Here is a 25,643-nt window from a genome sequence, read left to right on the forward strand (position 1 = left end):
TGGATACGGGAGGCGTCTACCTCAGCCCTTGTGACCGTCGCGCTCGATAGCGCTGATGCGCTCGACCTTGGCCCCGGAGCGCGCCGCCTCGAACTCCGACTGCAAGAAGGCACTGACGATGCTCTTGGCCAGCTCCGCCCCCACCACCCGTGCACCGATGGACAGAATCTGCGCATCGTTGCTCTTGCGCGCACGCTCCGCCGAATAGGTGTCGTGGGCCTGGGCCGCGCGGATGCCCTGGACCTTGTTGGCACTGATAGCCATACCGATCCCGGTGCCGCACACCAGCACCCCCAGCCGATGACGCCCAGCACTGATCGCCGTGGCCACCGCCAGGGCGATGTCCGGATAGAGCACCGGTTCCAGGGAATGGGTACCGAAATCCTCCAACGGGTATCCGAGCGCCTCAATGTGCCGCTTGAGCAACTCCTTGAGTTCGAACCCCGCTTCATCGCAGCCGATGGCCACCGAACAGGTTGTATGCATGGCATTGCGCTCCGCTTTCAGGTAAGAGCTAGACTGACCATATGATCATTTAATGAATTTTTGTTCAGTCATTTCTCAAGCAATAATCTCATGATGTCAAGCAAGAATTACCTGAAACCCAAGTAAAAGCCCTAAAGACTGAGGTAAAAAGCCTATCTTTCAGTGAAATCAGTTTTAACGCGAAAGAGATTGACTGATCAGAATTTCATTTGATACACATATGATCACAACGCAACAGTACTCTGCGACCTAATAAGAATTCACAGCACGAGGACACGCCGATGGCCCCGCCATTACTGCTCCAGGCTGAACATGTCGCCAAGGCCTATGCCGGGGTCCCCGCCCTGCGCGATGGCCGCCTCGCCCTGCGTGCCGGTAGCGTGCACGCCCTGTGCGGCGGCAACGGCGCCGGCAAGTCCACCTTCCTCAGTATTCTGATGGGCATCACCCGGCGCGACACCGGGAGCATCCTGCTCAATGGTCGTGCGGTGCAGTTCGACCGTCCCGGCGAGGCCCTCGCTGCTGGCGTGGCGATGATCACCCAGGAGCTGGAACCGATCCCCGACATGAGCGTGGCCGAGAACATCTGGCTGGGCCGCGAACCCCGGCGCCTGGGCTGTATCGTCGACCGCAAAGCCCTTCACAGCCGCACTCGGGCGCTGCTGGAAAGCCTGGAGTTCGATGTCGACGCCCAAAGCCCGATGCGCGACCTGAGCGTGGCCCAGGTGCAACTGGTGGAAATCGCCAAGGCCTTCAGCCATGACTGTCAGGTGATGATCATGGACGAGCCGACCTCGGCCATCGGCGAACACGAGACCCAGACCCTGTTCCGGGCTATCCGCCGCCTCACCGAGCGCGGCGCCGGGATCATCTACGTCTCGCATCGCCTCAGCGAACTGGCGCAGATCGCCGATGACTACAGCATCTTTCGCGATGGTGCCTTCGTCGAAAGCGGGCGCATGGCGGACATCGACCGCACCCACCTGGTGCGCGGCATCGTCGGCCAGGAGCTGCAACGCATCGACCACAAGCTCGGCCGCGAATGCACTACCCAGGCCTGCCTTGAGGTCTCGCACCTGAGTCGCCATGGCGAATTCCACGACATCAGCCTGCAATTGCGCCAGGGCGAGATCCTCGGTATCTACGGCCTGATGGGCTCGGGGCGCAGCGAGTTCCTCAACTGCATCTACGGCCTCACTACCCCCGACGCCGGTAGCGTGACCCTGCAAGGCCGGCCGCTGCCGGCGGGTGCTCCGGGGGCGAGCATTCGCGCCGGCCTGTCCCTGGTCACCGAAGACCGTAAGGACAGCGGCCTGGTGCTGGGCAGCAGCATCCTCAGCAACATCGCCCTAAGCGCCTACGGACAGCTATCGCGCTGCTCGCTGATCAACGCCCGCAAGGAACAGGCCCTGGCCCGGGACATGGTCCGGCGCCTACAGATCAAGGTCAGCTCCCTGGAGCTGCCGGTGGAATCCATGAGCGGCGGCAACCAGCAGAAGGTAGTGCTCGCCAAGTGCCTGTCCACCGCTCCGGTGTGCCTGCTCTGCGACGAACCGACCCGAGGCATCGACGAAGGCGCCAAGCAGGAGATCTACCAGTTGCTGGACCAGTTCGTGCGCGGTGGCGGCGCCGCCATCGTGGTGTCTTCGGAAGCCCCGGAACTGCTGCACCTGAGCGATCGCATTGCAATCTTCAAGGGCGGCCGGCTGGTGACCATCAGCAACGACACCGCCCTTTCCCAGGAAGCCCTGTTGAGTCTCGCCTCATGAACGCCAAGACCCTGATCCCTGCCCCTGCTGCCAATGCCCTCGGCCCGGCCGCCCCCAGCCGCCTGCGCCTGGTCCTAGACCGTTTCGGCCTGCCGCTGGTCTTCATTCTGCTGTGCCTGGTGATGGCCTTTGCCAGCGAGTACTTCATGACCTGGCGCAACTGGATGGACATCCTGCGCCAGACCTCGATCAACGGCATTCTCGCGGTGGGCATGACCTACGTGATCCTGACCCGCGGCATCGACCTGTCGGTGGGCTCGATCCTGGCCTTTGCCGGGCTCTGCAGCGCCCTGGTGGCCACCCAGGGCTACGGCCTGCTGGCGGCGGTCAGCGCCGGGATGTTCGCCGGGGCGATGCTGGGCATGATCAACGGCTTCATGGTGGCCAATCTGTCGATCCCGCCTTTCGTCGCCACCCTGGGCATGCTCAGCGTGGCCCGGGGCATGACCTTCATTCTCAACGATGGCAGCCCGGTCACCGACCTGCCGGAAAACTACCTGGCCCTGGGCATCGGCAAGATAGGCCCGCTGGGCGTGCCGGTGGTGATCTTCGCCGTGGTCGCGCTGATCTTCTGGATGGTCCTGCGCTACACCACCTACGGCCGCTATGTGTACGCCGTAGGCGGCAACGAGAAGAGCGCGCGCACCTCCGGTATCGGCGTGCGCAAGGTGATGTTCTCGGTGTACGTGGTTTCCGGGCTACTGGCGGGGCTGGCCGGCGTGGTGCTCTCGGCCCGCACCACCTCGGCCCTGCCCCAGGCCGGCATGTCCTATGAACTGGATGCCATCGCCGCGGTGGTGATCGGCGGCACCAGCCTCTCCGGTGGCACCGGCAGCATTGTCGGCACCCTGTTCGGCGCCCTGTTGATCGGGGTGATCAACAACGGCCTGAATCTGCTTGGGGTGTCCTCCTATTACCAGCAAGTCGCCAAGGGGCTGATCATCGTCTTCGCGGTGCTCATCGATGTCTGGCGCAAGAAGAAACGCTGATTTCACCTCTCCCGAACGAACGCCAACAACAATAACGGAGTTCCCCATGAAGCTTTCTCCTACCCTGCTCGGCAGTTCCCTGTTCACCCTGGTGGCGGCCTCGCTGCTCACCAGCGGTATGGCCCTGGCCGAAGCCAAGACCTACAAGATCGGCGCCGCGGTATATGGCCTCAAGGGCCAGTTCATGCAGAACTGGGTGCGCGAGCTCAAGCAGCACCCGGCGGTCAAGGACGGCACAGTGCAGATCACCGTGTTCGACGGTAACTACGACGCCCTGACCCAGAACAACCAGATCGAGACCATGGTCACCCAGCACTACGACGCAATCATCTTCGTGCCCATCGACACCAAGGCCGGGGTCGGCGCCGTGGCCCGGGCCCAGGAGAATGACATTCCGGTGATCGCCTCCAACACCAAGGTGGCCAGCGCCAGCGTGCCCTATGTCGGCAACGACGATGTCGAGGGCGGCCGCCTGCAGGCCCAGGCCATGGTCGACAAGCTCAAGGGCCAGGGCAATGTGGTAGTCATCCAGGGCCCGATCGGCCAGTCGGCGCAGATCGATCGCGAAAAAGGCGAGATGGAAGTGCTCAAGCAGCACCCGCAGATCAAAGTCATCGAAATGAAGACCGCCAACTGGTCCCGGGCCGAAGCCCTGTCCCTGACCGAGGACTGGCTCAACGCCCACCCCAACGGCGGCATCTCCGGGATCATCGCGCAGAACGACGACATGGCTCTGGGCGCGCTGCAGGCGGTGAAGTCCCGGGGGCTGTCGCCGGCCCAGGTGCCGGTGACCTCCATCGACGGCATGCCGGACGCCATCCAGGCGGCCAAGAAGGGCGACATCACCACCTTCCTGCAGGACGCCCAGGCGCAGTCCCAGGGTGCCCTGGACGTTGCCCTACGAACCCTCGCCGGCAAGGAGTACAAACCGCAATCGGTGATCTGGCAGCGCTACGCCAAGGACCTGCAATGGGGTGATGGCAGCGCCAAGCTGTACATCCTGCCCTGGGTACCGGTGACCGCCGACAACGCCGATGCGCTGTACCAGCAGGTTGCCGGCAGTAAATGACCCGAGTGTGGGGCGTACTGCGGCACACCCCATGAGCGCAACCTTTCTTTCCAAGGAGACATGACATGTCCGGATTCTGGGATCAGGCCTTCGACCTGAACGGCCGCTGCGCGGTGATTACGGGCGGCGCCGCCGGCATCGGCCTGGCGTGCGCCAGCCTGCTGGCGGAACGCGGTGCCAGGGTCGCCCTGCTCGACCGCGACCCGCAGGTGGTCGAGGTCGCTGCCGGCCTGGGTAACGGGCACCTGGGGCTGACCCTGGACCTGCGCCAGCTGGATCAGTTGCAGGACACGGTGGACCTGGTGGCGACGCACTTCGGACGCCTGGATTTCCTGGTCAACAGCGCCGGGGTGGCCCTGCTGGACAAGGCCCTGGAGGTGCGGGAAAACGCCTGGAACACCACTCTGGACATCAATCTCAAGGCCAGCTTCTTTGCCGCCCAGGCGTGCGCCAGGCACATGCTCGAACAGGGCCAGGGGCGCATCGTCAACCTCGCTTCACAGGCCGCGGTGATCGGCCTCGACCGGCACGTAGCCTACTGCGCGAGCAAGGCCGCGGTGGTGGGAATGACCAAGGTCCTGGCCATGGAATGGGCGCCCCATGGCATCAACGTCAACGCCGTGTCCCCCACCATCGTCGAAACCGCCCTGGGCAAAAAAGCCTGGGCCGGCGAGCTGGGGGAGCGGGCCCGGTTGCAGATTCCCGTGGGCCGCTTCGCCCAGCCCGAGGAAATTGCCGGGCTGGTGCTCTACCTGCTGAGTGACGCGGCGAAGATGATCACGGGTGAAAACGTGGTGATCGACGGCGGCTACAGCATTCAGTAACCCACGGATACTCCACAAATCGCAGCGAGGTTCCCGCCCATGTCCAGCCTGCTCGAAAATGCCACTGCCCAAGCGTTGCCCCCGGTCATCCCGGCCACCATGCAGGCCGTCGTCTGCTATGGCCCCGAGGACTACCGCCTCGAAGAGGTCCCGGTGCCGATACCCGGGCCCGAAGAGATCCTTACCCAAGTCGAGCTGTGCGGGATCTGCATGGGCGACATCAAGACCTACCGCGGCGCGCCCTCGTTCTGGGGCGACGCCGAGCAACCGCGCTACGTCAAGCCGCCGATGATCCCCGGGCACGAGTTCGTCTGTCGGGTGGTGGCCCTGGGGCCGGGGGCGGAAAAACGCGGGGTCAAGGTCGGCGATCGGGTAATCTCCGAGCAGATCGTGCCCTGCTGGGGCTGCCGCTTCTGCAACCACGGCCAGTACTGGATGTGCCAGAAGCACGATCTGTACGGCTTCCAGAACAACGTCCAGGGCGCCATGGCCCAGTACATGATCTTTACCCGCGAGGGCATCGTGCACAAAGTGCCGGACAGCATCCCGCCGGACGAAGCCATCCTCATCGAACCCCTGGCCTGCTCGCTGCACGCCGCCGAGCGCGCAGACGTCGACTTCGACGACATCGTAGTGGTAGCCGGGGCCGGCACCCTGGGGCTGGGCATCATCGGCGCGGTACGGCTGCGCAACCCCAAGCGCCTGATCGTCCTCGACATGAAGCCCGAGCGCGCCGAACTGGCCCTGCGCATGGGCGCCGACGAGGTCTGGAACCCCGCGAAAGAGGATGTGCTGGCCAAGATCCGCGCCCTCACCGAGGGCTACGGCTGCGACATCTACATCGAGGCCACCGGGCATCACAAGGCGGTCAACCAGGGCCTGGCGATGCTGCGCAAGCTCGGGCGCTTCGTCGAGTTCAGCGTGTTCAACGACGAAGCCACGGTGGACTGGTCGATCATCGGCGACCGCAAGGAACTGGACGTGCTCGGCTCGCACCTGGGGCCCTACATGTACCCGCGAGCCATCGACTTCATTGGCCAGCGCAAGATCGATATGCGCGACGTGGTCACCCACACCTTCGCCCTGGCGGACTTCAAGGAAGCTTTCGCGGTAATGGAAAGGGGCGAGCGTTCGCTTAAGGTCGTTCTCAAACCTTGACCAGTCCGTGCACAGATGTGCTGCGACCTTGCATCGACCCAGAACAAGAACACAGGAAACCCGTCATGAATCGAGTGATCAACGACCCGGACCAGGTGGTCGAGGACATGCTGCAAGGCATCCTTGCCGCCCACCCGCAACTGCTGCAATACGAAATCAATCCCCGGGTCATCACCAAGCGCACGCCCTCGGTGCCAGGCCAGGTGGGCATCGTCACCGGTGGCGGCTCCGGCCATGAACCGGCCTTCCTCGGCTATGTCGGCCCCGGGCTGGTGGACGCCGTGGCGGTGGGCGAGATCTTCTCCTCACCTACCGCCAAGAGCTTCTTCGACGCGTTTCGTGCCTCCGATCGGGGCGCGGGGGTCGCGTGCCTGTATGGCAACTACGCCGGCGACAACATGAACGTCAAGCTGGCGATGAAGATGGCCGCCAGCAAGGACCTGCAAGTTCGCACAGTGGTGGCCAACGACGACGTAGCCTCCGCGCCCCTGACGGAAATCCACAAGCGGCGGGGCGTGGCCGGGGAAATTTTCATGTGGAAAGTCGGCGGCGCCGCAGCCGCCACGGGCTACGATCTCGACGGAGTGATCCGGGTGGCGCAGAAGGCCGTCGACCAGTGCCGTTCCATCGGGGTCGGCCTCACTCCCTGCACCATTCCGGCGGTGGGCAAGGCCAACTTCCAGATCGCCGACGGGCAGATGGAACTGGGCATCGGCCACCACGGCGAGCCGGGTATCGAGGTGATCCCCATCGAGTCCGCCGCAGCCATGGCCAAGCGCATGCTGGCGCCCATCCTCGCCGACCGGGACTTTCACGCCGATGAAGCGCTGGTGGTGCTGGTCTCCGGCCTCGGCGCGACGCCGGTGATGGAGCTGTACATCTTCTACGCCGAAGTCGAGCGCCTGTTGCGTGCCCAGGGCTTGAGCATTCACCGCTGCTATGTCGGCAACTACTTCACCTCGCTAGAGATGATGGGGGTGACCCTGACCCTGTTGGGCCTGGACACCGAATTGCGCCACCTGATCGATCAGCCTTGCCGTTCCATCGGCATGACCCAGACGGAGTGAGACATGAACCAGCACTTTTCCAGCGCCGATGGCGGCGCCATCGTCAGTGACCTGGTGGCGGTGATTGTCGCCAACCGCGAGTACCTCAGCGAAGTCGACGGCGCCATTGGCGACGGCGACCACGGTATCAACATGGCCAAAGGCTTCGCCCATTGCGGGCGAGCCCTCGAAGGCCGCGAACTGAGCCTGGCCGAAGCCCTGGACGAGCTGACACTGAGCCTGATGGAGGGCATCGGCGGCTCCATGGGGCCACTGTACGGCAGCCTGTTCATCGGCATGGCCAATGAAGTGCGCGGGGCCGGGCAGATCGACGCAGCCGGGTTTGCCCGCCTGCTGCGGGGCGGCCTGACCTCCTTGCAGGACATCACCGAAGCCGGCGTGGGCGACAAGTGCCTGATGGACACCCTGATTCCCGCGGTAAAGGCTTTCGAGGCGGCCCAAGGTGCCGGTGCCTCGTTCCAGGAGGCTCTGGATCGGATGAAGAGCGCGGCCTCCCAGGGCCGGGATTCGACCCGCGACCTGGTGGCGCGCATCGGTCGCGCCAGCCGCCTGGGCGAGCGTTCCCTGGGGGCGCTAGATGCCGGGGCGGTGTCCTGCTGCCTGATCCTGACCCGCCTCGCCGACTCCATCGGCATTCGGCTCTGAAACAGACAGGTGCAGCTACAACTGCTCGGAAATCTTGACAGGCTCAGGCCCGGGTCCCTCAGGTGCACCGAACGGCCCGGCCCGCTGGCGCCGGAGCGCAGCACTGGCCCTTCGTGATCGGCCAGTTGACCTGTTGCAGGTGGGAAGTCCCTGCTCCAGGGGCTCGCTGGCGGTAAGACACAAATCCAGTGCCGCCAGCACCAGTAGGTGGGCCTTGGGTTCGAACGCCTGGCCACGCACATGCAGGTTGATCTTCTGATGGCTGTGCCTGAAGGCCTTGCACCCCCTGGCAGAGGTTTCCGGTTGTATGCCCAGCACGCTTATGTAGAAGTTCTCGGCGGCTACCTAGTCGATGATAGCCAGTACCAGTCGATCAGATGATTGCTCATCGAAGACACAGCTCCTGAAACCAGAGGAATGACTCAGGGAACATGCGACCCAGGCCGTTGCTTGAAGATGATCTGTCAAGCTTTGCTGCGGTATTCGCGGCGCACTTGCTCGATATAGCGAGTCACCGCCGGGGCCTGCTCGAAACGCCGATGGACCAGTGACAGCCAGGAACAGGCCGAGCTACCCAGGATCGGTCGGTACAGGACATGGGGCAGGCTGACATGGCCCACCACCGACTCCGGCACCACGGCGACACCCTGCCCCAGGGATACCAGGGCCAGCACTGCCACCAGGCCACCGGGCTGTACACCGAGCTTGGGGGCATAGCCGCCCTGGGCCGCCACCTGCAGGGTGCCGTTGATCTGCTCCGGCAGGATGAAGGTTTCATTGAGCAGGTGCTCGCAGGCGATCTGCGGCAAGCGGCACAACCAGGACTCGGCCGGCAGTGCCAGGACAAACCCTTCGGCATCCAGGCGAATGGCCTCGACACCCTCCGGCAGGGTCATGGGCGCACGGATATAACCCACATCCAGGCGCCCGTCGGCGATCCGCGCCGGCAAGGTGGCCATGGGGCATTCGCGCACGCTCAGGCTGACATCCGGGCAATCGCGGGCGAACGCCTGGACCTGCTTCTGCAGCAATCCCGAGTACATCGCCGAGGCCACGTAACCCAGCTCGATATGGCCGATCTCGCCACGTCCGGCACGTTGTGCATTGCGCTGGGCGAACTCGAACTGACGCACCGTGGCCTCGGCCTCCAGGAGCAACGTGGCCCCGGCCTCGGTGAGGCTGACCTCACGCTGCTGGCGCACGAACAAACGGGTCCCCAGCGCCTTTTCCATGTCCTGGATCTGCCGGCTCAGGGTCGGCGGCGCGATGCCCAGTTGCTCCGCGGCACGGGTGAAATTGCGCTGGCGGGCCACCGCCAGGAAGTAGCGAAAGTGACGAATGTCCATAAATGCATTAGCTCAAAGGTAATGAACTAGCGGTCAGTGGCTAACGAACCACGCCAACGACCGGGATAAGCTCGACGGACCTCCACACTAGAGAGAGCGTGCCATGCGCGTCAAACCCCTGCTTCTGGCAATGATCACCTGCTGCAGCCTGCAAAACGCCGTGGCCGCAGAGACCCAACCCATTGTTGCCCACAAGGCAATCCTTACGCTGGAGCGCGCCCAGAACCTGCTCAAGGCCGCCCAGGAAACTGCCCAGGCCAAAGGCTGGCCTTGTGCAGTGGTGATTGTCGACGACGGCGGCTGGCCGATTATCGGTGCGCGCATGGACGGCGCCCCGGTAGTCGCCGGCATCGAACTGGCCCAGGGCAAGGCCCGCACCTCGGCGCTGTTCCGCCGCCCCTCGGGCGACCTGGAGAACGCGATCAACGGCGGGCGCCCGGCGGCCCTCAGCGCAGGCCTGCTGATGATGAAGGGAGCCCAGCCGATCATCGTCGATGGCCAGGTCATCGGCGCCATCGGGGTCAGTGCCGATACTCCGGCCCATGACGATGAAATCGCCCTGGCGGCACTGGCTACTCTCAACCGCCAGAGCGCGCCATGAACCGCCCACTGAACCCGCGCCTGACCCTGCTGACGGCGTCCGGGGTGTGCTCGCTGATCGTCCTGGACACCAACATCGTCGCGGTGGCCCTGCCCAGCATCGCCCGGGACCTGGGGGCCGATTTCGTCGATATCGAATGGGTTGTCAGCGCCTACATGCTGGCCTTTGCCGCGCTACTGCTGCCCGCCGGCAGCCTGGCCGACCGCTTCGGCCGCAAACGCACCCTGCTCTGCGGCCTTGGCCTGTTCATCCTCGCCTCCCTGGGCTGCGGCGCCGCGCCCAACGCCCTGGTCCTGGACATCGCCCGGGCACTCAAGGGCGTCGGCGCAGCCCTGCTGCTGACTTCGGCCCTGGCCACCATCGGCCATACCTTTCACGACGAGATGGAGCGCGCCAAGGCCTGGGCCTTCTGGGGCGGCTGCATGGGCCTGGCGATGACCGCCGCGCCCACGGTCGGCGGATTGCTCACCGAGTACCTGGGTTGGCGCTGGATCTTCTACTTCAACCTGCCGGTGGGCGCACTGCTGCTATGGAGCGTGCTGCGTAACGTCGAGGAGTCCCGCGATACCCGGGCCGCCCGCCTGGACCCCTGGGGTAGCCTGGCCTTCAGCGCCAGCCTGCTCTGCCTGATCTGGGGCCTGATCGACGCCAACCGCATCGGCTGGAGCCATCCGGTCACCGTTATCAGGCTACTGGCCGGCCTGGTGCTGCTGGGACTGTTCGTACTGGTCGAGCGCATGCAACAACGCCCCATGGTGGACCTGCAACTGTTTCGCCATCCGCGCTTCATCGGAGCCTTGCTGGGCATGTTCGCCTACGCCGGTTGCGCCCAGGTGATGATGACCCTGTTGCCTTTCTACCTGCAGAACGGCCTGGGCTTCTCGGCCATCGCTTCGGGGCTGGGCATGCTGCCCTTCGCCTTGACCATGCTGGTCTGCCCACGGATCGGCGCACGCCTGGCCGGACACTATCCGCCCGCCACCTTGATGGCCGCCGGGTTGACCCTGGTGGGCAGCGGCAACCTGCTCAGCGCCTGGGCGGTGCATGCCGGGGGCTACCTGAACTTCGCCCTGGCGATTGCCGTGACAGGTGCCGGTGCCGGCCTGCTCAACGGCGACACGCAGAAGAACATCATGGCCTGCGTGCCCCGGGAACGTACCGGCATGGCCTCGGGGATGAGCACCACCATGCGCTTCAGCGCCATCATGCTGGCCATCGGCGTGTTCGGTGCCGTGCTGGGCAATCAGACCCGACAGCTGTTGCAAGACAGCCTCAGCCAGGTACCTGGGCCCTGGCTGGCGAAAGCACCGGGTATCGCCTCACAGGTAGTGGCGGGCGACATGCAAGGTGCCCTGGCCAACCTCCCGGACAGCGCCAGGGCACTGCTCGAGCCCCTGGCCCTGCAGGCCTTTGTCGGCGGATTCACGCGGGTATTGGCGGTGGCCGGCTGCCTGGCCCTGCTGGGGGCGTTGTGCGTGGGCCGGTTGATGCGCAACCCCTTGCCCCAGGTCCAGGGCGTGGCCTTGAAGTCCTCCTGAGCAACGCCTGGCAACGGCTACAGGTGCGGTGCCAAAGGCGCCTGTAGCTCGCTTGCAATTTCATAACATTGCGCAAATTGCCCGGCTCACGCCCCGCGGTTAAGGTGCGCCCAGCCAATCCCCCTCCACCCCAATGCCTGGAGACACCCGCCCATGAGCCCCGTACCACCTGCCGCCACGGCGTTGCCGATGCCGATCAAGGTCGAGCTGCGCCCTCACGATCCGCAATGGGCCGAGCAGGCTCGCCGGGTCGCCGGCACCCTGCACGCAGCACTGGGCGACAATCTGCTCCAGGTCCATCACATCGGCTCCACCGCCATTCCCGGCATCGTCGCCAAGCCGGTGCTCGACCTGCTGCCGGAAGTCCGCTCGCTGGCCGAGCTGGATGCCTGCCAAAGAGCCTTGCAGGAACTGGGTTATGCCTGGCGCGGCGAGCTGGGACTGCCCGGGCGGCGTTATTGCAGCCTCGACGATCCGGACAGCGGTCAACGTCTCGTGCAGTTGCATTGCTATGCCCAGGGCTCGCCGGAGATCGAGCGGCACCTGGCCTTTGCCGACCACTTGCGCCAACACCCGGGCATCGCCCAGGACTACCAGCAGGAAAAACTTCGCTGCCAGGCCCTGCACCCTGGCGACTCCCATGCCTACAGTGACTGCAAGGATGCCTGGATCCAACGGGTACAGGCCCAGGCATTGGCCGAACGGCAGCGCAACCACTGACCACAGGACGAGGTGAACATGAACCATCCACGGATCGTTGTACTGGGCGCGGGCATCGTCGGCGCCTCCATCGCCTACCACCTGGCCCGCCAGGGTGCCGAGGTGACCGTACTGGAGCAGTCCAGCCCCGGCTCCGGCGTCACCGCTCATTCATTCGCCTGGATCAATCCCCTGGGGGAGTTTCCTGCTGCCGCACGCCCCCTGCGCACCCAGGCCCTGGCCGACTACCGGCGCCTGGAGCAGGAACTACCGGACTTGCAGATCAACTGGTCCGGAGCGCTGTGCTATCACCCGGAAGATGTCCCCTCGGCAGATGACCAGCAGCCCGGGCTTGCACGCCAGTGGCTGGATCAGGATCGGATCGGCCAATTGGAGCCCAACCTGCGCCAGCCGCCGGAACGGGCCAGGTTCGCCCCGGGCGAAGGCAGCCTCGACCCGCTAGCCGTCACCGACTGCCTGCTTGAAGGCGCTCGGCGCCATGGGGCTCGGATACTGCTCCAGACGGCGGCGCTGGAGTTACAAGTGCAGGGGCAGGACCCCGTCCGGGTCATCACCTCGACCGGGGTCCATCAGGCCGACCACGTGGTGCTGGCCACAGGCTGTGGCACGCCAGCCCTGCTGGCGCCCCTGGGCATCGAACTGCCGGTCCAGCCTTCACCGTCGATCCTGCTGCGCCTGAATGCCCCCCCTGGGCTGGTCAAGACCCTGGTTTCCAACGACCTGCTGGAGATACGCGAAGCCAGCGATGGCAGCCTGCTGGCGGCCGAGGACTATATCGACGCCCAAGGCCCCCAAGGGCCACAGGCCATCGCTGAACAGGCCCTGGCCAGCATCCACCAGTCATTTTGCGGCGCCGAGTCGGTAACGCTGCGTAGCGTGGAGGTGGGCCAGCGCCCGATGCCTGTCGATCAACTGCCGGTTATCGGTCCATGCCACACGCATCCAAGGCTCTATCTGGCCGTGATGCATGCCGGCGTAACCCTGGCACCCACCGTCGGGCGCCTCATCTGCCAGGAGTTGCTGCAGGCGCGTCAGTGCGCCGAACTCGCCCCTTGCCGCCCGGACCGGTTCGATCATTAACCCGTCGCAGGACACCCGCAGCCGAGTCATCAGAACGCCGCCTTGGCGCTCAAGCGCAGGCTGCGCGGCTCGCCCCACAAGCCTTGGCTGTAGAAGCCGATCTGCTCGTAGTAGCGCTTGTCGAACAGGTTATCCAGGTTGGCACTGACCGACAGGTTGTCATTGACCTGGTAACGCGCCATCAGGCTGGTCAAGGCATAGGCGCCCTGCCCCACATCGGTCAGCCCCCCGGGGCTGGGTACCCGGTTGCGCGAGGTCCGGCTGTTCCAGGTGGTGCCACCGCCCAGGGTCAGTCGGTCCAGCACACCCGAGAGCCGGTAGGTGGTGAACAGCTTGAACTGGGTCCTGGGAAACTCGGTGTTGATCGCCCGGCCATCGCCATTGCGCGCGATGAAGTGGGTATAGCTGGCGGACAGGTTCCAGTCGTCGCTCAGTTGGCCGCTCAGGTCCAGGTCGAATCCGTCGACCCGCGCCCCGGTGCCTGCCTTGTACGCCTGCTCGTTGGGTCGACCTTGCACGTTCACCCCGGGGATGGCCTCGGCGAGCCCCTCCTGCTGGGTACGGTAGACCGCCAGCGCGGCATTGAGCCGCCCCTCCAGGTAGGCCGCCTTGAGTCCCACTTCGTAGCTGTCGCCAGTCACTGGGTCGAGGATGCTGCCATTGGCCGTACGCGCGTTCTGCTGGTTGAAGATGCTGGTGTAGCTGGCGTAGGCGCTGTAGGTCGAATCGATGTCGTAGATCAACCCGGCATAGGGCGTGACTTCATTCTTGTAGCGGTACTGGCGCTGGGCGCCGTAGTAGTTCTGGTCGATCCGCCAGTCGCTGATCCGCGCGCCGAGGATCAAGTGCAACGGGTCGGCCAGGGACAGCCGGGTGACCAGGTAGCCGCCCGTCTGTCGGGTATGGGTGGCATCGCCAGAGGACCGGGTGCGTGACCACACCGGCTCGGGAATGCGCCCGTTGCGCCAGTCGGTGAAGCTGCCGATCGCCGGAGTTTTGCCAGCGGGCTGGAACTGGTCGATGTTCAGGTCGTCGTCGATGCTCATCCAGCCCAGGCCCAGTTCATGCTCGCGCCCCAGTAACTGGAACGGGCCGCTGGCCGTCAGGTGCCAGGTATCGCGGCTGCGCTCGCCATCGTAATTGAGGAAATTGACCTTCATGCCCAGGCCGGTGGCACGGTCCGGATAGCCCCCGCGAAACAGCGAGTGCATGCCGTAGTTGCCCTCATAGCGGCTGTAGGCCGTACGCAGCTTCCAGTCGTTGTCCAGGGTGTGTTCCAGGTCGACGAAGGCTGTGGTGGACTCACTGCCGGTACGGCTCCAGCGGGTATTGTTGGCGGTCGAACGGCCGAAGTCGGTGCGTGAGCCATCGCTGTAGAACAACGGAAAACCGCTGCCCATGCCCCACACACGGCTGCGCTGGTACTCCAGGCTGGTGGTCAACCGGGTGCTGGGGGTCAGCTCGGCGCTGACGACTCCATAGAGCGTGCGTGAGTCATTTTCCAGAAAGCGGGTGTAGCTGTCTTTTTCCGAATAGGCCGCCACCACCCGCGCCGCCACTCTGCCGTCCGCCGCCAAGGGTAGCGACAGGTCGAAGTCGCCACGTCGCTCGCCCCAGCGTCCGGCCCCCGCTGAGCCGCTGATGGCGAAATCCGCCAGCGGCTTTTTGCGCACGAAATTCACCGCCGCCGAGGGATTGCCGGCGCCGGTCAGCAACCCCGTGGAACCACGCACGATTTCCACCCGGTCGTAGATGGCCGAGTCCATGTCGGTGGCGCCGAAGTTCCACAGGTTGTTGATGGGCGATGCCAGGCCATCGAACTGGAAGTTGTCGATGGCGAAACCCCGGGCGGAGAACGCCAGGCGATTGCTGTCGCTGCGGGTATAGGAAATCCCCGGGGCGCTGGCCAGGATCTCGGCGGTGGTGGCCAGGCCCTGGTCTTCGATGCGTTGGCGGGTGACGACGCTGACCGATTGCGGGGTCTCGCGGATCGACAGCGGCAGGCCGATGGCCGTGGACATGGCACCGGTGGTGTAGCTGCCAGAGTCTTCGGTGGTCTCGCCCAGCGCCTGCTCGCCCTGCACTTTCAGGGTGGGTAGCACCAATGAGGCGTTCGGCCTGGAACGGCTGTCGGGTTCTTCAGCCGAAGCCGAAAGGGACACCAGCAAGCCACCGAACACGGCGACGGGCAGGCAATGGGCACGACGCGCGAACGCGCGGGAGTCTGGGCAATACATAGGAATGGTTATCCGATGAATACTATTGTCGGATGCGCATTATTCACATCCGTACCCTACCCAGGTTTTGCCGGATGCCGAGGATGTTATGGGCGATGCCGGTTCCGACGCGAACCCGCGGCGCCAAGCCGTCGCTGGCGTTCAACCGCAACTGCCGGGGGCTATGCCGAAGCGCTGGCGAAAGGCCGTGGTGAAATTGCTGGCATGGCGATAACCCACGAAATGGGCGGCCTGCTGCACCGACCAGCCTTGCTGCAACTGTGCATAGGCCACATCCAGGCGGCGCCCACGCAGGTACCCGAACACCGTTTGCCCATAGGCCGCTCGGAACTTGCTGCGCAGCGAGCTGCTGCTCATGCACGCCAGCTGCGCCAACTCAGTGAGCGAGTGCTCCTCGCCGGGAGCCTGGTACAGGCGCTCGCGAACCCGCTCCAGCAGTTGTCGGTCGCGGGGGGTCAAGGCGCCGCCCTGGATCTCTCCTGCCGACAACCCGGCCAGGGTATGGGCCAGCAGTTGCAGGGCCACCCCCTGGCATAGCAGTTGTTGCAGGCTGCCATGCCAACGACCGTTGCCAAGGTCGTCGATGGCCTGGCGCACATGCAACGGCAGCGAGTGATAGGTCATCTGCGACCCACCGCGCCGCAAAGCGTCATGCAGCCGCTGGGCCAATTGCGCATCAGGCAGGTCTTCGGGGCTGTTGAGTGCAAGGTTCAGCCCGCGTAACCGGGGACCGGCAAAATGCAGCGCCGACAGTGGCCGGTCGTCGGCACACAGGGTCGCGATGCAGTGGCCGGGTAACAGCGCCTGTTCCCGAGTGAAGCTCAGCGCGGCACGCCCTTCGAGCACCAGTGCCAGGCTCAGGCATGGCATGCGCAGCGAGTCGACCCGGTAGCTGTGGAACGGCAGCACGTCGGAATTCACCAGCACCAGCCCGCCAGGCAGGCGGTGTTCAGTGATAAGCCCTTGCATCAGGCAGATATCGTCGTGCTCGACGCTTAGCCCAGGCAGGCTGTAGTGCACGGCATGGCGTTCGCCGAGCTGGCGGAAGTCGCGCAGGGAGTAGCGCTGGTCCAGGTGGGATGGTGGATGCAAGGCCGGCGCTCGTAGAGGAAAATTCGGACGCCGATATTAGCATTAATTCTCATTTACATAAGTTTCATGGAATCATCCGCCCTCACCCACTGTCCCCTGCTGATCACACTGTTTTCCCATCCGACGGCAGGAGCACGCCATGGCGAACATCAGCATTGCCCGACAACTGGCACAGACCCTCGAACAAGCCGGGGTCAAGCGCATCTGGGGGCTGACCGGCGACAGCCTCAACGGCCTCACCGATGCCCTGCACAGCATGCAAAGCATCCAATGGATGCACGTGCGCCATGAGGAAGTGGCAGCCTTCGCCGCTGGCGCCGAAGCGGCCATCACCGGACAGTTGGCGGTGTGCGCCGGCAGTTGCGGCCCGGGCAACCTGCACTTGATCAACGGCCTGTTCGACTGCCACCGCAGCCGGGTGCCGGTGCTGGCCATTGCCGCACAGATTCCGTCCTCGGAGATCGGCCTGGATTACTTCCAGGAAACCCACCCCCAGGAACTGTTCAAGGAGTGCAGCCACTTCGTCGAACTGGTGAGCCATCCGGCGCAGATGCCCGAGGTGCTGCACCGGGCCATGCGCAGTGCGATCCTCCAGCGCGGCGTGGCGGTGGTGGTGATCCCCGGGGACGTGGCCTTGCAGCAGGTGCCGGCGGCCGGCAAGCCATGGCCACCGTTACACGCCCCACGCACCCTGCCGGCGCCCCACGACCTGGACCGCCTGGTGGAACTGCTCAGCCACAGCCAGGCCGTGACGCTCCTGTGCGGCAGCGGTTGTGCCGGGGCCCATGACCAGGTCGTGGCCCTGGCCGATGCCTTGGGCGCGCCGGTGGTGCACGCCCTGCGCGGCAAGGAACATGTGGAATGGGACAATCCCTTCGATGTCGGCATGACCGGCTTGATCGGCTTCAGCTCCGGTTATCACGCCATGCTCAACTGCGACACCCTGGTACTGCTGGGCACCGATTTCCCCTATCGCCAGTTCTATCCGACGGACGCTTGCGTGATCCAGATCGACCGCGACCCACAAGCCCTGGGCCGGCGAGTGCCCCTGGACCTGGGCGTGGTCGGTGACGTCCGCGAGACTCTGGCGGCCTTGCTGCCACGCCTGCCCTACCAGGGCAATCGGCGTTTCCTGGAAACCTCCCTGGAGCACTACGCCAAGGCTCGCCAGGGCCTGGACGACCTGGCCCGCCCCGACGCGCCGGGACGGCCGGTGCACCCGCAGTACCTCACCCACTTGGTCAGCGAACTGGCGGACGCCGACGCCATCTTCACCGCCGATGTCGGCACGCCCACGGTATGGGCCGCGCGCTACCTGAAGATGAACGGCCAGCGACGCCTTTTGGGATCGTTCAATCACGGCTCCATGGCCAACGCCATGCCCCAGGCCATCGGCGCCCAGGCCGCCTGCCCCGCGCGCCAGGTGATCGCCCTGGCCGGCGACGGTGGTTTCAGCATGCTGATGGGGGACTTCATCTCCCTGGCCCAGCTGAAGCTGCCGGTGAAGATCATCGTCTACGACAATGCCTCGCTGGGTTTCGTCGCCATGGAAATGAAATCCGCCGGCTACCTGGACACCGGCACCGACTTGCACAACCCGGACTTCGCCGCCATGGCCAACGCCATGGGCATCCTCGGCCTGCGGGTCGAGGACTCCGAAGGCCTGGAAGGCGCCCTGCGCACCGCCCTGGCCCACGACGGCCCGGTGCTGGTGGACGTGATCACCGCCACCCAGGAACTGGCCATTCCGCCGGCGATCAAGCTGGAGCAGGCCAAGGGCATGAGCCTGTACATGCTCAAGGCGGTGATGAGCGGCCGCGGCGACGAGGTGGTGGAACTGGCCCGGACCAACTGGCCCAAGGGCGGCTGGTTCAGCCGCAAGCTGGGCCTGGACGATTCTGGTCGCTAGCAGGTTGTACCGAAGGCCAAGTCTCCCAGCTCGACTTCGCTCACCGGCAATGCCGGCGGCACCAGCGGTTGCTGGATGAACAACTGCAACGCAGTCCAGCCGCTGGCGTCCGACTTGCGGACCTGGCGCCATATCGCCGCCTCCAGCAACAACACCGCCTGGTAGGTTCGCGCCATGCCCCAGGCCAGGCGCCGGCCATCCCTTTCTTCGGCTGCGCCTGCCAATTGCCGCAGTGCTTGGCAGGCCTGGCGAATCTGCCCTACGACAGGCGCCGCCGCAGCAGTACCGGCCGACGCTAGGCGCCGCTCGATATCGGCCAGAAAGACCGCGCCAAGATCAGTACCGTACAAGGCCCGCAGCACATCGTGGGCCAACACCGACGTGGTGCCTTCCCAGATGCAGTGAACGTGCACATTGCGCAGCACTCGGGCAATCCCCGTGTCTTCCAGGTAACCGGCCCCTCCGAAGCTCTCGACCAGCTCGCTGGCGGCCCAGATACTCTGCCTTGCACAGGCAAGCTTGCTCAATGGCGCCAGCAGGCGAGCCAGGCCGGACGCATCCTGGCCCTGCTCATGCCGGCCGAGGGCCAGCGCAGTTTCAAAATTCAGCGCGAGCATCGCTTCGTACTCGGCGCCGATCCGTGCGAGCCACTGGCGATATAACGGCTGGTCCCGCAACCACAGGCCAAATACCCGGCGCTTGCCCGCATAGTCGCGAGCCATCATCAATAGATGCCCAACCCCCGCCGGGCCGCCCCAGGAAGCCCACAACCGCGCAACGTTGAGCAGGTCGGCGATCTTGCCCACACCTCGGTCGAGGCCGCCCACCGGCCGGGCGATCGTGCCCTGCAGATCCACCTCGGCGGTAGCCAGGGCGCGAGTGCCGAGCTTGTCCTTCAGGCGCCGGACATGAATGTGGTTCCACTGGCCATCAGGCTGGCGCAACTCCAGCAGAAATAGCGCCAGGGTCTTACTGCCGGGCGCTTCGCCTTCCGGCCGGGCCAATGCCAGCGCCACCTGCGAGGTCGCGGCCGAAGTGAACCATTTGGTGCCACTCAATGCCCAGGTGCCGTCGCCGAGGGGGCGCGCGATGGTGGAAGCCTGACCGATGTCGGAACCGCCCTCCTTCTCGGTCATCCACTGGCCGCAGGTCCACCCCTGGTCACGGGCCAAGAGGTGCGGCAGATAGCGTGCGGCGAGATCGGCATCGTGCAGCGACAACAAACGTACCGCGCCATCGGTCATCACCAACGGGCACGCCGCTACGGCCCCGGCCCCTTCGTAGAGGTTGACCAGACCGGCCTGGACCACTCGCGAAAATTGCGCGTAGGGCGCCTCGTAGGGCAACGCGACCAACCCCTCTTCTTGTCCGATCGCCACCAGGCGATCCCAGGCGCCATCGACCTCGATGCGATCTACCCGATGTCCCCACGCGTCATAGGGCACATGGCGCGGTTCATTGCGCTCCGCCGCCTCGGCCAAGCGTGGAATCTCATCCACCGCTCGCTCGCCCATCCGCGCCAGGTCTGGACTCGCCATGGCGAAGATATCCGGCGGTAGCAAGCGCTCCAGGGTATAGCGCAACGTGCGGTCGCTATGGAAGCGGTTGGAAAAGACAGGGGAAGGCTGGATGAACTCGCACATGATGCTCTCCTTCGCTGCACCAGCGCCGGACGCCAAGCGCCCGATGGTGTCAGCGAGTCAGGTCTTGTCGGGGTTCGTCTTGGAGGGCCGTGTCGCCCTTGTTTTGCCAGGTGTTGCGGGGGTGGATCGCGGCGCCTTCCGGGCACCGCTGGAACGGGTCGATGCGCCTTGCGTCGCGGCGCCGTGGCTCTGCACCGCCGCCAGGCAGAAGCCGACGATATCGTCGACCACTCGTTGAGCCGCGCGCCTGGAGAGAATGCCCAGGGCCAAGGGCCCGATCATCGCTTCGGCCAAGGCGCCGACGATGGCTGCCGCGCTGGTATGGGCGCTCTGCACCCGAAACTCGCCGGTCTCGATGCCGTCCTCGATGACCGTGGCGAAAATCGCACGGTAGGGCTCGCGAAAGCGCAAGCGATCTTCATCGATCACCGGTGCCACCGGTTCCGCCAGTAGCGCCCACGCCAGGCGTGGCCGGCTCAACGCGCGATGGGAGAAGGTACGGATGACCGCGGCCAGGCGCTCGGCCGCCGCGCTTTCGGTAGCGGCAGCCGCTGCGCAAGCATCGATCTCACGCTGGGAGGCACGTCGGAAAACCTCGTCGAACAGGTCGGTCTTCGAGGGAAAGTACTGGTACAGCAGGCCGGTCGATACTTGGGCGAGCCCTGCCACCAACGGCATGGTGGTGCCGCCGTAACCATGTTCAGCGACCAGGTCGAGCGCCGCGAGCACGATGCGTTCCCGCGTCTGGGCCAGGCGCTCCTCGACCTTCGTTGTGCGTCGATATGACATGCAAGAATTGAATCACAGTTCATTTTTTGTAGCAATCGACGTCCCGCCCGCAGTACGCTGACTGTCCCCTTTATCCCGATGCAGTTGAACGCAGTTCCATTCCATGTGCCCGAAGCCCGGGCAAGGAGACGGTTTATGCGCAGATTCGGCGATGCAGCGCTCGGCTTTGGCTGGTTCCAGGCAGGCTATAGCGAAGATCTTCAACGAGGGGACGTTCGGCCACTACGAGCCATGGGGCGGGAGTTCGTCCTGTGGCGCGACGACAGTGGCCAGGCCCATGTCATGGATGCCTACTGCCCCCACCTTGGTACGCACCTGGGCCATGGCGGCAGAGTGTGTGGCGACACCTTGCGCTGCCCCTTCCATGGCTGGCGCTTCGACGCAGCGGGTGGCTGCCGTGAGATTCCCTACAGCAGTACTCCACGCCTGGAACGACACCGACTCACGACCTGGCCGCTGATGGAGCGCAACGGGCTGATCATGATGTGGTGGCATCCAGGCGAGGCGCCTCCAACTTTCGACGTACCCCACCTGCATGAGCACCAGAACCCGGCCTGGTCACGCTACCGGCGCCAGCGCTGGGAAGTGGACACTATCTGGCAGGAGGTCCAGGAAAATATCGTCGATACCCCCCACTTTCACTACCTGCACGGCGTAGCGACATTGGCGCGGCTCGAACGCTTCGATCCCATCGGCCCGACATTGCACGTCGATATACGGCATGAATTCAACACACCCCGAGGGAAACAGTCTGGCTTCTTGCAGACGTCACTGTATGGCCCCTACTTCGCCGTGGTGCGATTTCGCATCGGCGACCTTGCCGAAATTCTGTTCGTCGATTCCGTGGTGCCGGTCGAGCCCGGCCGTGTCACCGTCACGTTCAGCTTGATGGCACGCCTGCAAGGCATCGATGCACCTGACATGAGCCTGGCATTGGTGGATGAAGCCATCGACCAGGTCAGCCAGGATGTACCAATCTGGGAACACAAGGTGCGCTGGAAGCGCCCCGGCCTTGCCGAAGGTGATGGCCCGATCATGGGGTTCCGTCGTTGGGCGGCGCAGTTCGACCTGGCAGGACACATTCCACAAACGCCCTGCGAGATAGCCCATGCATGACATTCATCCCGACGATTGCATCTTCATCCAGGAGACCGGTTCGGCCTGGCGTGCCACCGAACTCGCCCGTGGTCCATGGGATTCGCGGGCCCAGCATGGCGGCGCGCCTTGCGGGCTGCTGGCCCACCTGGTCGAGTCCGCACCGAGCGAAACCGGTTGGCAACTGGCACGGCTGACAGTGGAACTGCTCCGACCGGTGCCCATCGACAGGCTGGAGACGGACGTGACACTCGAAACCGGCCGAGCCAGTGCGCGGGTCGAAATCACCCTCCGCGCCAATGGCAAGCGGGTGGCCAGGGCCCATGGGCTACTGGTACGCGCCGGTACCCTTGCGCTGCCGTCCGACCTGCCACGTGCCGCGATCGACAGGCTGCCGCCTCCCGAGGATTGCCCGCGCCCGTTGCGCATCCCCGGCCTGCCCGAAGTGCGCTCTTTCTACTACACGGCGATGGAAGGACGGGTCGCAGGTGGCGACCCTGCCCAACCTGGCCCGGCAGCGGCCTGGCTACGCCTGAAGGTGCCGCTGGTGGCCGGGGTCGCGACCTCGGCGGCGATGCGGGTCGCGGCGGCCGCCGACTTCGGCAATGGCCTGAGCTGGGTGCTGCCGGCGGACCGTTTTGCGTTCGCCAATGCCGACCTGTCGCTACATCTCGCACGACTGCCAGCGGGCGAGTGGATCGGCTTGCAGGCCTCGACCTCGATCGTCTCCAGCGGTTGTGGCCAGACCATTACCCAGCTGTACGACACCCAGGGTCCCTGCGGTGTCGCGGTACAGAGCCTGCTGATCATGCCGCGCTGAAGGTTCATGGGCAGCGGTGTGGATTCGTGGGGACCTAAAGACTTCGTAAAAACTGCCGCACCCTGGCTGCCAGCCGGCCGTGAATACGCTTGAATGGAAGCTGAGCCGGGCCGCTGGCGCCCGGTCTTTCCTGGAGAAGCCCATGGGTAACTTGGCCATGCACCTGCAGGAGGAGGACATCCTCCTCGCCGTCAATCCGTCGAACAAGCATCGGTTGTTCCAGCAGATCGGCCAGCATATGCAACATACCTGGCAGTTGCCGGGCGACTGGGTGGCCGCAAGCCTGGCCCGTCGCGAGGAGGCCGGCAGTACCGCCATCGGCGCGGGCGTGGCCCTGCCCCATGCGCGGCTGGAGGAACTGGACGCGATCCACGTCCTGTATCTGCGCCCCCAGGCGCCCATGGCCTTTGCCGCCCCCGACCAGCAGCCGGTGCGCGACATCCTGGTGCTGCTGGTACCGGCCCCTGCCGAGCAGTCGCACCTGGACCTCTTGGCCGAAACCGCCCGGCTGTTCGCCGACCAGCGCTTCCGGCAGGCCCTGCACGACTGCCGTGAGGCGCGCCAGGTCAAGCAGTTGTTCGACCGCTGGTAGCCTGCCGGGCGCTAAGGCCCGGCGAGCCTACCGGTGGGTGTTTCAGGCCGGTACGCCGAGAATGATGTGCGAGGCCTTGATCACCGCAGTGTCGCTGACGCCCGGGGCCAGGCCCAGTTCGTCCACGGCATCGCGGGTGACGCTGGAGTAGACGCGGCTGCCACCGCCGAGCTCGACCGCTACCTCGGCATTGACCGCCCCCTCTTCGACCTGGCTGACCCGGCCTTTGAACACGTTGCGCGCACTGACTTTCATCGAGACTTCCCTTGCTTGATTGCCAGGGTGGATATTGGCCAGGAATGATCCGCGGCCGTTGTGTAGAAACAACCATAGCGCGCCGCGATCGCGACCAAAGCCCACTGGCCAGCCCGATTGCACTGCGGTGCAGCCGATGCCTCTGAAGAACGCGTCGGCTGGCACCAGGGCCGCTACTGGCCGCTATCCCTGACGAACCGCAGGTTGCGTGCCAGGCTGCTGGTCAGCACCCGGCCATCCTGCTCGAAGCGAATCACTCCCAGGTCCTGGGCACTGAATCGCTCTGCCGCCAGCGGCTGCATGGGATAGGTGTGTTTGCCGATGCGAATGTAGAGCTTGCCTTGCTTGGGGTAGACCTTGAGCTGCCCGGATGAGGTCTGCAACTTGTAGATCCCCACATACCGCTGGATATCCTGGGGCTTCCAGGGAGCGGCCAGGGTGTAGGTCGAGGCCGGGTTGGTGGACACGATGCGCGCTCCCGAAGTCGCAGCCAGGTAGATCGGCGAGCCTTCGTTATCGGCCGCCATCAGGTGCTCGCTCAGCCGGGACAGCGCCAGCGTGTCGGGGAAGGTATTGAGGGTAAAACGGTTGTCGCTGCGTTGCAGCTGGAACTGATGCCCCGAGTCGTCGAGGTAGGTACCGGCCACCAGGGTGTTCAACGGAGCCGGTGGAACGGCCTTGATACTGGGTACCGGTGGCGGGATATCGTGGCCCGGGGACGGATTGGGCGAGCCCAGTACCGTGTCCATCAATGCATAGCCACGCGCCGAAGCATCCGGGACCGGCGAATTGCACAGCACCACGGTGGCCAGGTCCATCTTCGGGTACCAGGCGACATGGGTGTTATAGCCGGCCCAACCACCGCTGTGGGACACCTCATCGAACCCGCGATAACGCGAGAGGCCGACACCCATGCCGTAGTAGCCGGGATCGCCGTCGGCCAACGGCTCGGTCTGGCGCATTTTGCCCACCAGCGCCCGGCCTCCTACCTGCCCGGTGGACAGGTTGCGCATCCAGCGCATCACGTCCACCACGGTGCTGTGCACCTGGCCATCACCGGTCTGCTCCCAGCGCACATCCACGAACTCATAGGCCTTGGTCTCGCTATCAAGCTCGTAACTCTCGGCCAGGTTCGGCAGTCGCAGCGGATACTGGTCGACGATACGCGTACGGGTCATGCCCAGGGGCTTGAATATCTGGGTTTGCGAGTAGGCCTTCAGGGGCATCCCCGACACTCGCTCGGCGATGGTGGAAAGCAACAGATAGCCACTGTTGCTATAGCTGAACTCAGCGCCGACGGGGAACATCGTGGCGTTCTGCTTGAACAGCATCTGCAAGGCCTGCTGCTGGGTGAAAGGCTCGGAATAGCCGATGCCCGACAGCTCGGCCAGCAACATGTAGTCCTGTAGCCCCGAGGTGTGGTGCAGCAGGTGGCGGATCTTGATGTCCTGGGCGTAGGCCGGTAGTTCGGGGATAAAACGCCGGATCGAATCGTCCAGGCTCAGGCGCCCCTGGGCTTCGAGCTGGAGAATGGCAAAACCGGTGAACTGCTTGGACACCGACGCCAGGTTGAATAGCGTATCGGTCCTGATCGGGGCACCGGTCTGCAGGTTGGCGATGCCGTAGCCGGCACTCCAGACGACCTTGCCATCACGCATGACCCCCGCGGCGCAACCGGGCTGGTCCGGTTTCAAATCACGGAACACCTGGTCAAACGCCGGGGTCGCCGCGGCATTGGCCAGCGTCGTGCTCCCCAGGGAGATCAGCAAGGTTGCAAGTATTGAACGCATGGATGTCTTCCTCTTCTCACGTGGCGGTCCTTCATGCTCCTTCGGAGCCTGGCCAGTATCCCGAGGGCATCCGTTGCAATCTGTCGCAAGTCAGTGATTTTCTGTGAAGAAGAGTGCATCGATGCGCAG

22 protein-coding genes and 2 pseudogenes are annotated in these 25,643 nt (G+C 64.9%); 15 read left to right on the forward strand and 9 right to left on the reverse strand.

Going from position 1 to position 25,643, the window contains the following annotated elements; genetic code table 11:
* Positions 1 to 21: 21 nt before the first annotated feature.
* Positions 22 to 486 (reverse strand): ribose 5-phosphate isomerase B, encoded by a 465-nt coding sequence (gene rpiB, locus I9018_RS18950; RefSeq protein WP_241107202.1) that lies wholly within the window; start codon positions 484 to 486, stop codon positions 22 to 24.
* A 281-nt stretch (positions 487 to 767) separates the two neighbouring features.
* Between rpiB and I9018_RS18955 the strand changes: the two genes are divergently transcribed.
* The 7 genes from I9018_RS18955 (at position 768) to dhaL (ending at position 8,007) form a co-directional block, all read left to right on the forward strand.
* A complete protein-coding gene (locus tag I9018_RS18955) occupies positions 768 to 2,255 on the forward strand; it encodes a sugar ABC transporter ATP-binding protein (RefSeq protein WP_241107203.1) in 1,488 nt (495 codons plus the stop codon).
* Positions 2,252 to 3,244, forward strand: a complete 993-nt coding sequence (locus I9018_RS18960; RefSeq protein ID WP_241107204.1) for an ABC transporter permease — start codon at positions 2,252 to 2,254, stop codon at positions 3,242 to 3,244. Before I9018_RS18955 ends, I9018_RS18960 begins: the two co-directional genes overlap by 4 nt.
* Before the next feature lie 46 nt (positions 3,245 to 3,290).
* Complete coding sequence (locus I9018_RS18965) at positions 3,291 to 4,313, forward strand: substrate-binding domain-containing protein (protein WP_241107205.1); 1,023 nt, start codon at positions 3,291 to 3,293, stop codon at positions 4,311 to 4,313.
* Positions 4,314 to 4,378: 65 nt separating this feature from the next.
* On the forward strand, positions 4,379 to 5,137 hold the full coding sequence (locus I9018_RS18970; protein WP_241107206.1) for an SDR family oxidoreductase: 759 nt from the start codon (positions 4,379 to 4,381) through the stop codon (positions 5,135 to 5,137).
* Positions 5,138 to 5,176: 39 nt separating this feature from the next.
* Positions 5,177 to 6,295, forward strand: a complete 1,119-nt coding sequence (locus I9018_RS18975; protein ID WP_241107207.1) for an alcohol dehydrogenase catalytic domain-containing protein — start codon at positions 5,177 to 5,179, stop codon at positions 6,293 to 6,295.
* Positions 6,296 to 6,360: 65 nt separating this feature from the next.
* Positions 6,361 to 7,362, forward strand: coding sequence for a dihydroxyacetone kinase subunit DhaK (locus I9018_RS18980; RefSeq protein WP_241107208.1), 1,002 nt, complete (start codon positions 6,361 to 6,363; stop codon positions 7,360 to 7,362).
* Positions 7,363 to 7,365: 3 nt separating this feature from the next.
* Positions 7,366 to 8,007, forward strand: a complete 642-nt coding sequence (dhaL, locus tag I9018_RS18985; RefSeq protein ID WP_241107209.1) for a dihydroxyacetone kinase subunit DhaL — start codon at positions 7,366 to 7,368, stop codon at positions 8,005 to 8,007.
* 38 nt (positions 8,008 to 8,045) lie between these two features.
* On the opposite strand, the pseudogene I9018_RS18990 reads toward dhaL, so the two are convergent.
* Both I9018_RS18990 and I9018_RS18995 read right to left on the reverse strand, forming a co-directional pair.
* Positions 8,046 to 8,376: pseudogene (locus I9018_RS18990) on the reverse strand (VOC family protein); the annotation flags it as partial.
* A 95-nt stretch (positions 8,377 to 8,471) separates the two neighbouring features.
* Positions 8,472 to 9,353: a LysR substrate-binding domain-containing protein gene (locus I9018_RS18995; protein WP_241107210.1), complete on the reverse strand. Its 882-nt coding sequence runs from the start codon at positions 9,351 to 9,353 to the stop codon at positions 8,472 to 8,474.
* A 103-nt stretch (positions 9,354 to 9,456) separates the two neighbouring features.
* Here I9018_RS18995 and I9018_RS19000 point away from each other — a divergent pair, with 103 nt between their 5' ends.
* The 4 genes from I9018_RS19000 (at position 9,457) to I9018_RS19015 (ending at position 13,292) form a co-directional block, all read left to right on the forward strand.
* Entirely contained in the window at positions 9,457 to 9,954 is a 498-nt protein-coding gene (locus I9018_RS19000; RefSeq protein ID WP_124347942.1) for a heme-binding protein, read from the forward strand.
* Positions 9,951 to 11,492, forward strand: a complete 1,542-nt coding sequence (locus I9018_RS19005; RefSeq protein ID WP_241107211.1) for an MFS transporter — start codon at positions 9,951 to 9,953, stop codon at positions 11,490 to 11,492. Before I9018_RS19000 ends, I9018_RS19005 begins: the two co-directional genes overlap by 4 nt.
* 153 nt (positions 11,493 to 11,645) lie before the next feature.
* Positions 11,646 to 12,212, forward strand: a complete 567-nt coding sequence (locus I9018_RS19010; RefSeq protein ID WP_241107212.1) for a GrpB family protein — start codon at positions 11,646 to 11,648, stop codon at positions 12,210 to 12,212.
* 18 nt (positions 12,213 to 12,230) lie between these two features.
* Entirely contained in the window at positions 12,231 to 13,292 is a 1,062-nt protein-coding gene (locus tag I9018_RS19015) for an FAD-dependent oxidoreductase (RefSeq protein WP_241107213.1), read from the forward strand.
* A 29-nt stretch (positions 13,293 to 13,321) separates the two neighbouring features.
* On the opposite strand, the gene I9018_RS19020 is transcribed toward I9018_RS19015, so the two are convergent.
* Both I9018_RS19020 and I9018_RS19025 read right to left on the reverse strand, forming a co-directional pair.
* Positions 13,322 to 15,529, reverse strand: coding sequence for a TonB-dependent siderophore receptor (locus I9018_RS19020; RefSeq protein ID WP_241107214.1), 2,208 nt, complete (start codon positions 15,527 to 15,529; stop codon positions 13,322 to 13,324).
* A gap of 141 nt (positions 15,530 to 15,670) precedes the next feature.
* On the reverse strand, positions 15,671 to 16,621 hold the full coding sequence (locus I9018_RS19025) for a helix-turn-helix transcriptional regulator (protein ID WP_241107215.1): 951 nt from the start codon (positions 16,619 to 16,621) through the stop codon (positions 15,671 to 15,673).
* 139 nt (positions 16,622 to 16,760) lie between these two features.
* On the opposite strand from I9018_RS19025, the gene poxB reads away from it, so the two are divergent.
* The gene (poxB, locus tag I9018_RS19030) at positions 16,761 to 18,530 is read left to right on the forward strand and encodes a ubiquinone-dependent pyruvate dehydrogenase (RefSeq protein WP_241107216.1); all 1,770 of its coding nucleotides are present in this window, start codon (positions 16,761 to 16,763) and stop codon (positions 18,528 to 18,530) included.
* Here the strand turns inward: poxB and I9018_RS19035 are convergent.
* Positions 18,527 to 20,173, reverse strand: coding sequence for an acyl-CoA dehydrogenase family protein (locus I9018_RS19035; RefSeq protein ID WP_241107217.1), 1,647 nt, complete (start codon positions 20,171 to 20,173; stop codon positions 18,527 to 18,529). The two genes, poxB and I9018_RS19035, sit on opposite strands and share 4 nt — an antisense overlap.
* 57 nt (positions 20,174 to 20,230) lie before the next feature.
* Positions 20,231 to 20,962, reverse strand: coding sequence for a TetR/AcrR family transcriptional regulator (locus I9018_RS19040; protein WP_241107218.1), 732 nt, complete (start codon positions 20,960 to 20,962; stop codon positions 20,231 to 20,233).
* Between the two features lie 135 nt (positions 20,963 to 21,097).
* Between I9018_RS19040 and I9018_RS19045 the strand changes: the two genes are divergently transcribed.
* The 3 genes from I9018_RS19045 to I9018_RS19055 all read left to right on the forward strand — a co-directional run bounded on the left by I9018_RS19045 (position 21,098) and on the right by I9018_RS19055 (position 23,469).
* Positions 21,098 to 22,078 carry a Rieske 2Fe-2S domain-containing protein gene (locus I9018_RS19045; protein WP_241107219.1) on the forward strand — a complete coding sequence of 327 codons (981 nt, stop codon included), beginning with the start codon at positions 21,098 to 21,100 and terminating at the stop codon, positions 22,076 to 22,078.
* A complete protein-coding gene (locus I9018_RS19050) occupies positions 22,071 to 22,877 on the forward strand; it encodes a thioesterase family protein (RefSeq protein WP_241107220.1) in 807 nt (268 codons plus the stop codon). The genes I9018_RS19045 and I9018_RS19050 overlap by 8 nt, the downstream gene beginning before the upstream one ends.
* Positions 22,878 to 23,019: 142 nt before the next feature.
* Positions 23,020 to 23,469, forward strand: coding sequence for a PTS sugar transporter subunit IIA (locus I9018_RS19055; RefSeq protein ID WP_022639380.1), 450 nt, complete (start codon positions 23,020 to 23,022; stop codon positions 23,467 to 23,469).
* 42 nt (positions 23,470 to 23,511) lie between these two features.
* Here I9018_RS19055 and I9018_RS19060 read toward each other — a convergent pair.
* Positions 23,512 to 23,724: pseudogene (locus tag I9018_RS19060) on the reverse strand (TOBE domain-containing protein); the annotation flags it as partial.
* Positions 23,725 to 23,897: 173 nt separating this feature from the next.
* The gene (locus tag I9018_RS19065) at positions 23,898 to 25,514 is read right to left on the reverse strand and encodes a serine hydrolase domain-containing protein (protein ID WP_241107221.1); all 1,617 of its coding nucleotides are present in this window, start codon (positions 25,512 to 25,514) and stop codon (positions 23,898 to 23,900) included.
* Between the last annotated feature and the right edge of the window lie 129 nt (positions 25,515 to 25,643).

Source organism: Pseudomonas sp. MPFS, assembly GCF_022537035.1.
Taxonomy (GTDB): Bacteria; Pseudomonadota; Gammaproteobacteria; order Pseudomonadales; family Pseudomonadaceae; genus Aquipseudomonas; species Aquipseudomonas sessilinigenes.

Excerpts from the sequence above, each read along its gene's own strand:
- rpiB (WP_241107202.1), bottom strand. The coding sequence starts at position 486 with ATGCATACAACCTGTTCGGTGGCCATCGGCTGCGATGAAGCGGGGTTC.
- I9018_RS18955 (WP_241107203.1), top strand. The coding sequence starts at position 768 with ATGGCCCCGCCATTACTGCTCCAGGCTGAACATGTCGCCAAGGCCTAT.
- I9018_RS18960 (WP_241107204.1), top strand. The coding sequence starts at position 2,252 with ATGAACGCCAAGACCCTGATCCCTGCCCCTGCTGCCAATGCCCTCGGC.
- I9018_RS18965 (WP_241107205.1), top strand. The coding sequence starts at position 3,291 with ATGAAGCTTTCTCCTACCCTGCTCGGCAGTTCCCTGTTCACCCTGGTG.
- I9018_RS18970 (WP_241107206.1), top strand. The coding sequence starts at position 4,379 with ATGTCCGGATTCTGGGATCAGGCCTTCGACCTGAACGGCCGCTGCGCG.
- I9018_RS18975 (WP_241107207.1), top strand. The coding sequence starts at position 5,177 with ATGTCCAGCCTGCTCGAAAATGCCACTGCCCAAGCGTTGCCCCCGGTC.
- I9018_RS18980 (WP_241107208.1), top strand. The coding sequence starts at position 6,361 with ATGAATCGAGTGATCAACGACCCGGACCAGGTGGTCGAGGACATGCTG.
- dhaL (WP_241107209.1), top strand. The coding sequence starts at position 7,366 with ATGAACCAGCACTTTTCCAGCGCCGATGGCGGCGCCATCGTCAGTGAC.
- I9018_RS18995 (WP_241107210.1), bottom strand. The coding sequence starts at position 9,353 with ATGGACATTCGTCACTTTCGCTACTTCCTGGCGGTGGCCCGCCAGCGC.
- I9018_RS19000 (WP_124347942.1), top strand. The coding sequence starts at position 9,457 with ATGCGCGTCAAACCCCTGCTTCTGGCAATGATCACCTGCTGCAGCCTG.
- I9018_RS19005 (WP_241107211.1), top strand. The coding sequence starts at position 9,951 with ATGAACCGCCCACTGAACCCGCGCCTGACCCTGCTGACGGCGTCCGGG.
- I9018_RS19010 (WP_241107212.1), top strand. The coding sequence starts at position 11,646 with ATGAGCCCCGTACCACCTGCCGCCACGGCGTTGCCGATGCCGATCAAG.
- I9018_RS19015 (WP_241107213.1), top strand. The coding sequence starts at position 12,231 with ATGAACCATCCACGGATCGTTGTACTGGGCGCGGGCATCGTCGGCGCC.
- I9018_RS19020 (WP_241107214.1), bottom strand. The coding sequence starts at position 15,529 with ATGTATTGCCCAGACTCCCGCGCGTTCGCGCGTCGTGCCCATTGCCTG.
- poxB (WP_241107216.1), top strand. The coding sequence starts at position 16,761 with ATGGCGAACATCAGCATTGCCCGACAACTGGCACAGACCCTCGAACAA.
- I9018_RS19035 (WP_241107217.1), bottom strand. The coding sequence starts at position 20,173 with ATGTGCGAGTTCATCCAGCCTTCCCCTGTCTTTTCCAACCGCTTCCAT.
- I9018_RS19040 (WP_241107218.1), bottom strand. The coding sequence starts at position 20,962 with ATGTCATATCGACGCACAACGAAGGTCGAGGAGCGCCTGGCCCAGACG.
- I9018_RS19045 (WP_241107219.1), top strand. The coding sequence starts at position 21,098 with ATGCGCAGATTCGGCGATGCAGCGCTCGGCTTTGGCTGGTTCCAGGCA.
- I9018_RS19050 (WP_241107220.1), top strand. The coding sequence starts at position 22,071 with ATGCATGACATTCATCCCGACGATTGCATCTTCATCCAGGAGACCGGT.
- I9018_RS19055 (WP_022639380.1), top strand. The coding sequence starts at position 23,020 with ATGGGTAACTTGGCCATGCACCTGCAGGAGGAGGACATCCTCCTCGCC.
- I9018_RS19065 (WP_241107221.1), bottom strand. The coding sequence starts at position 25,514 with ATGCGTTCAATACTTGCAACCTTGCTGATCTCCCTGGGGAGCACGACG.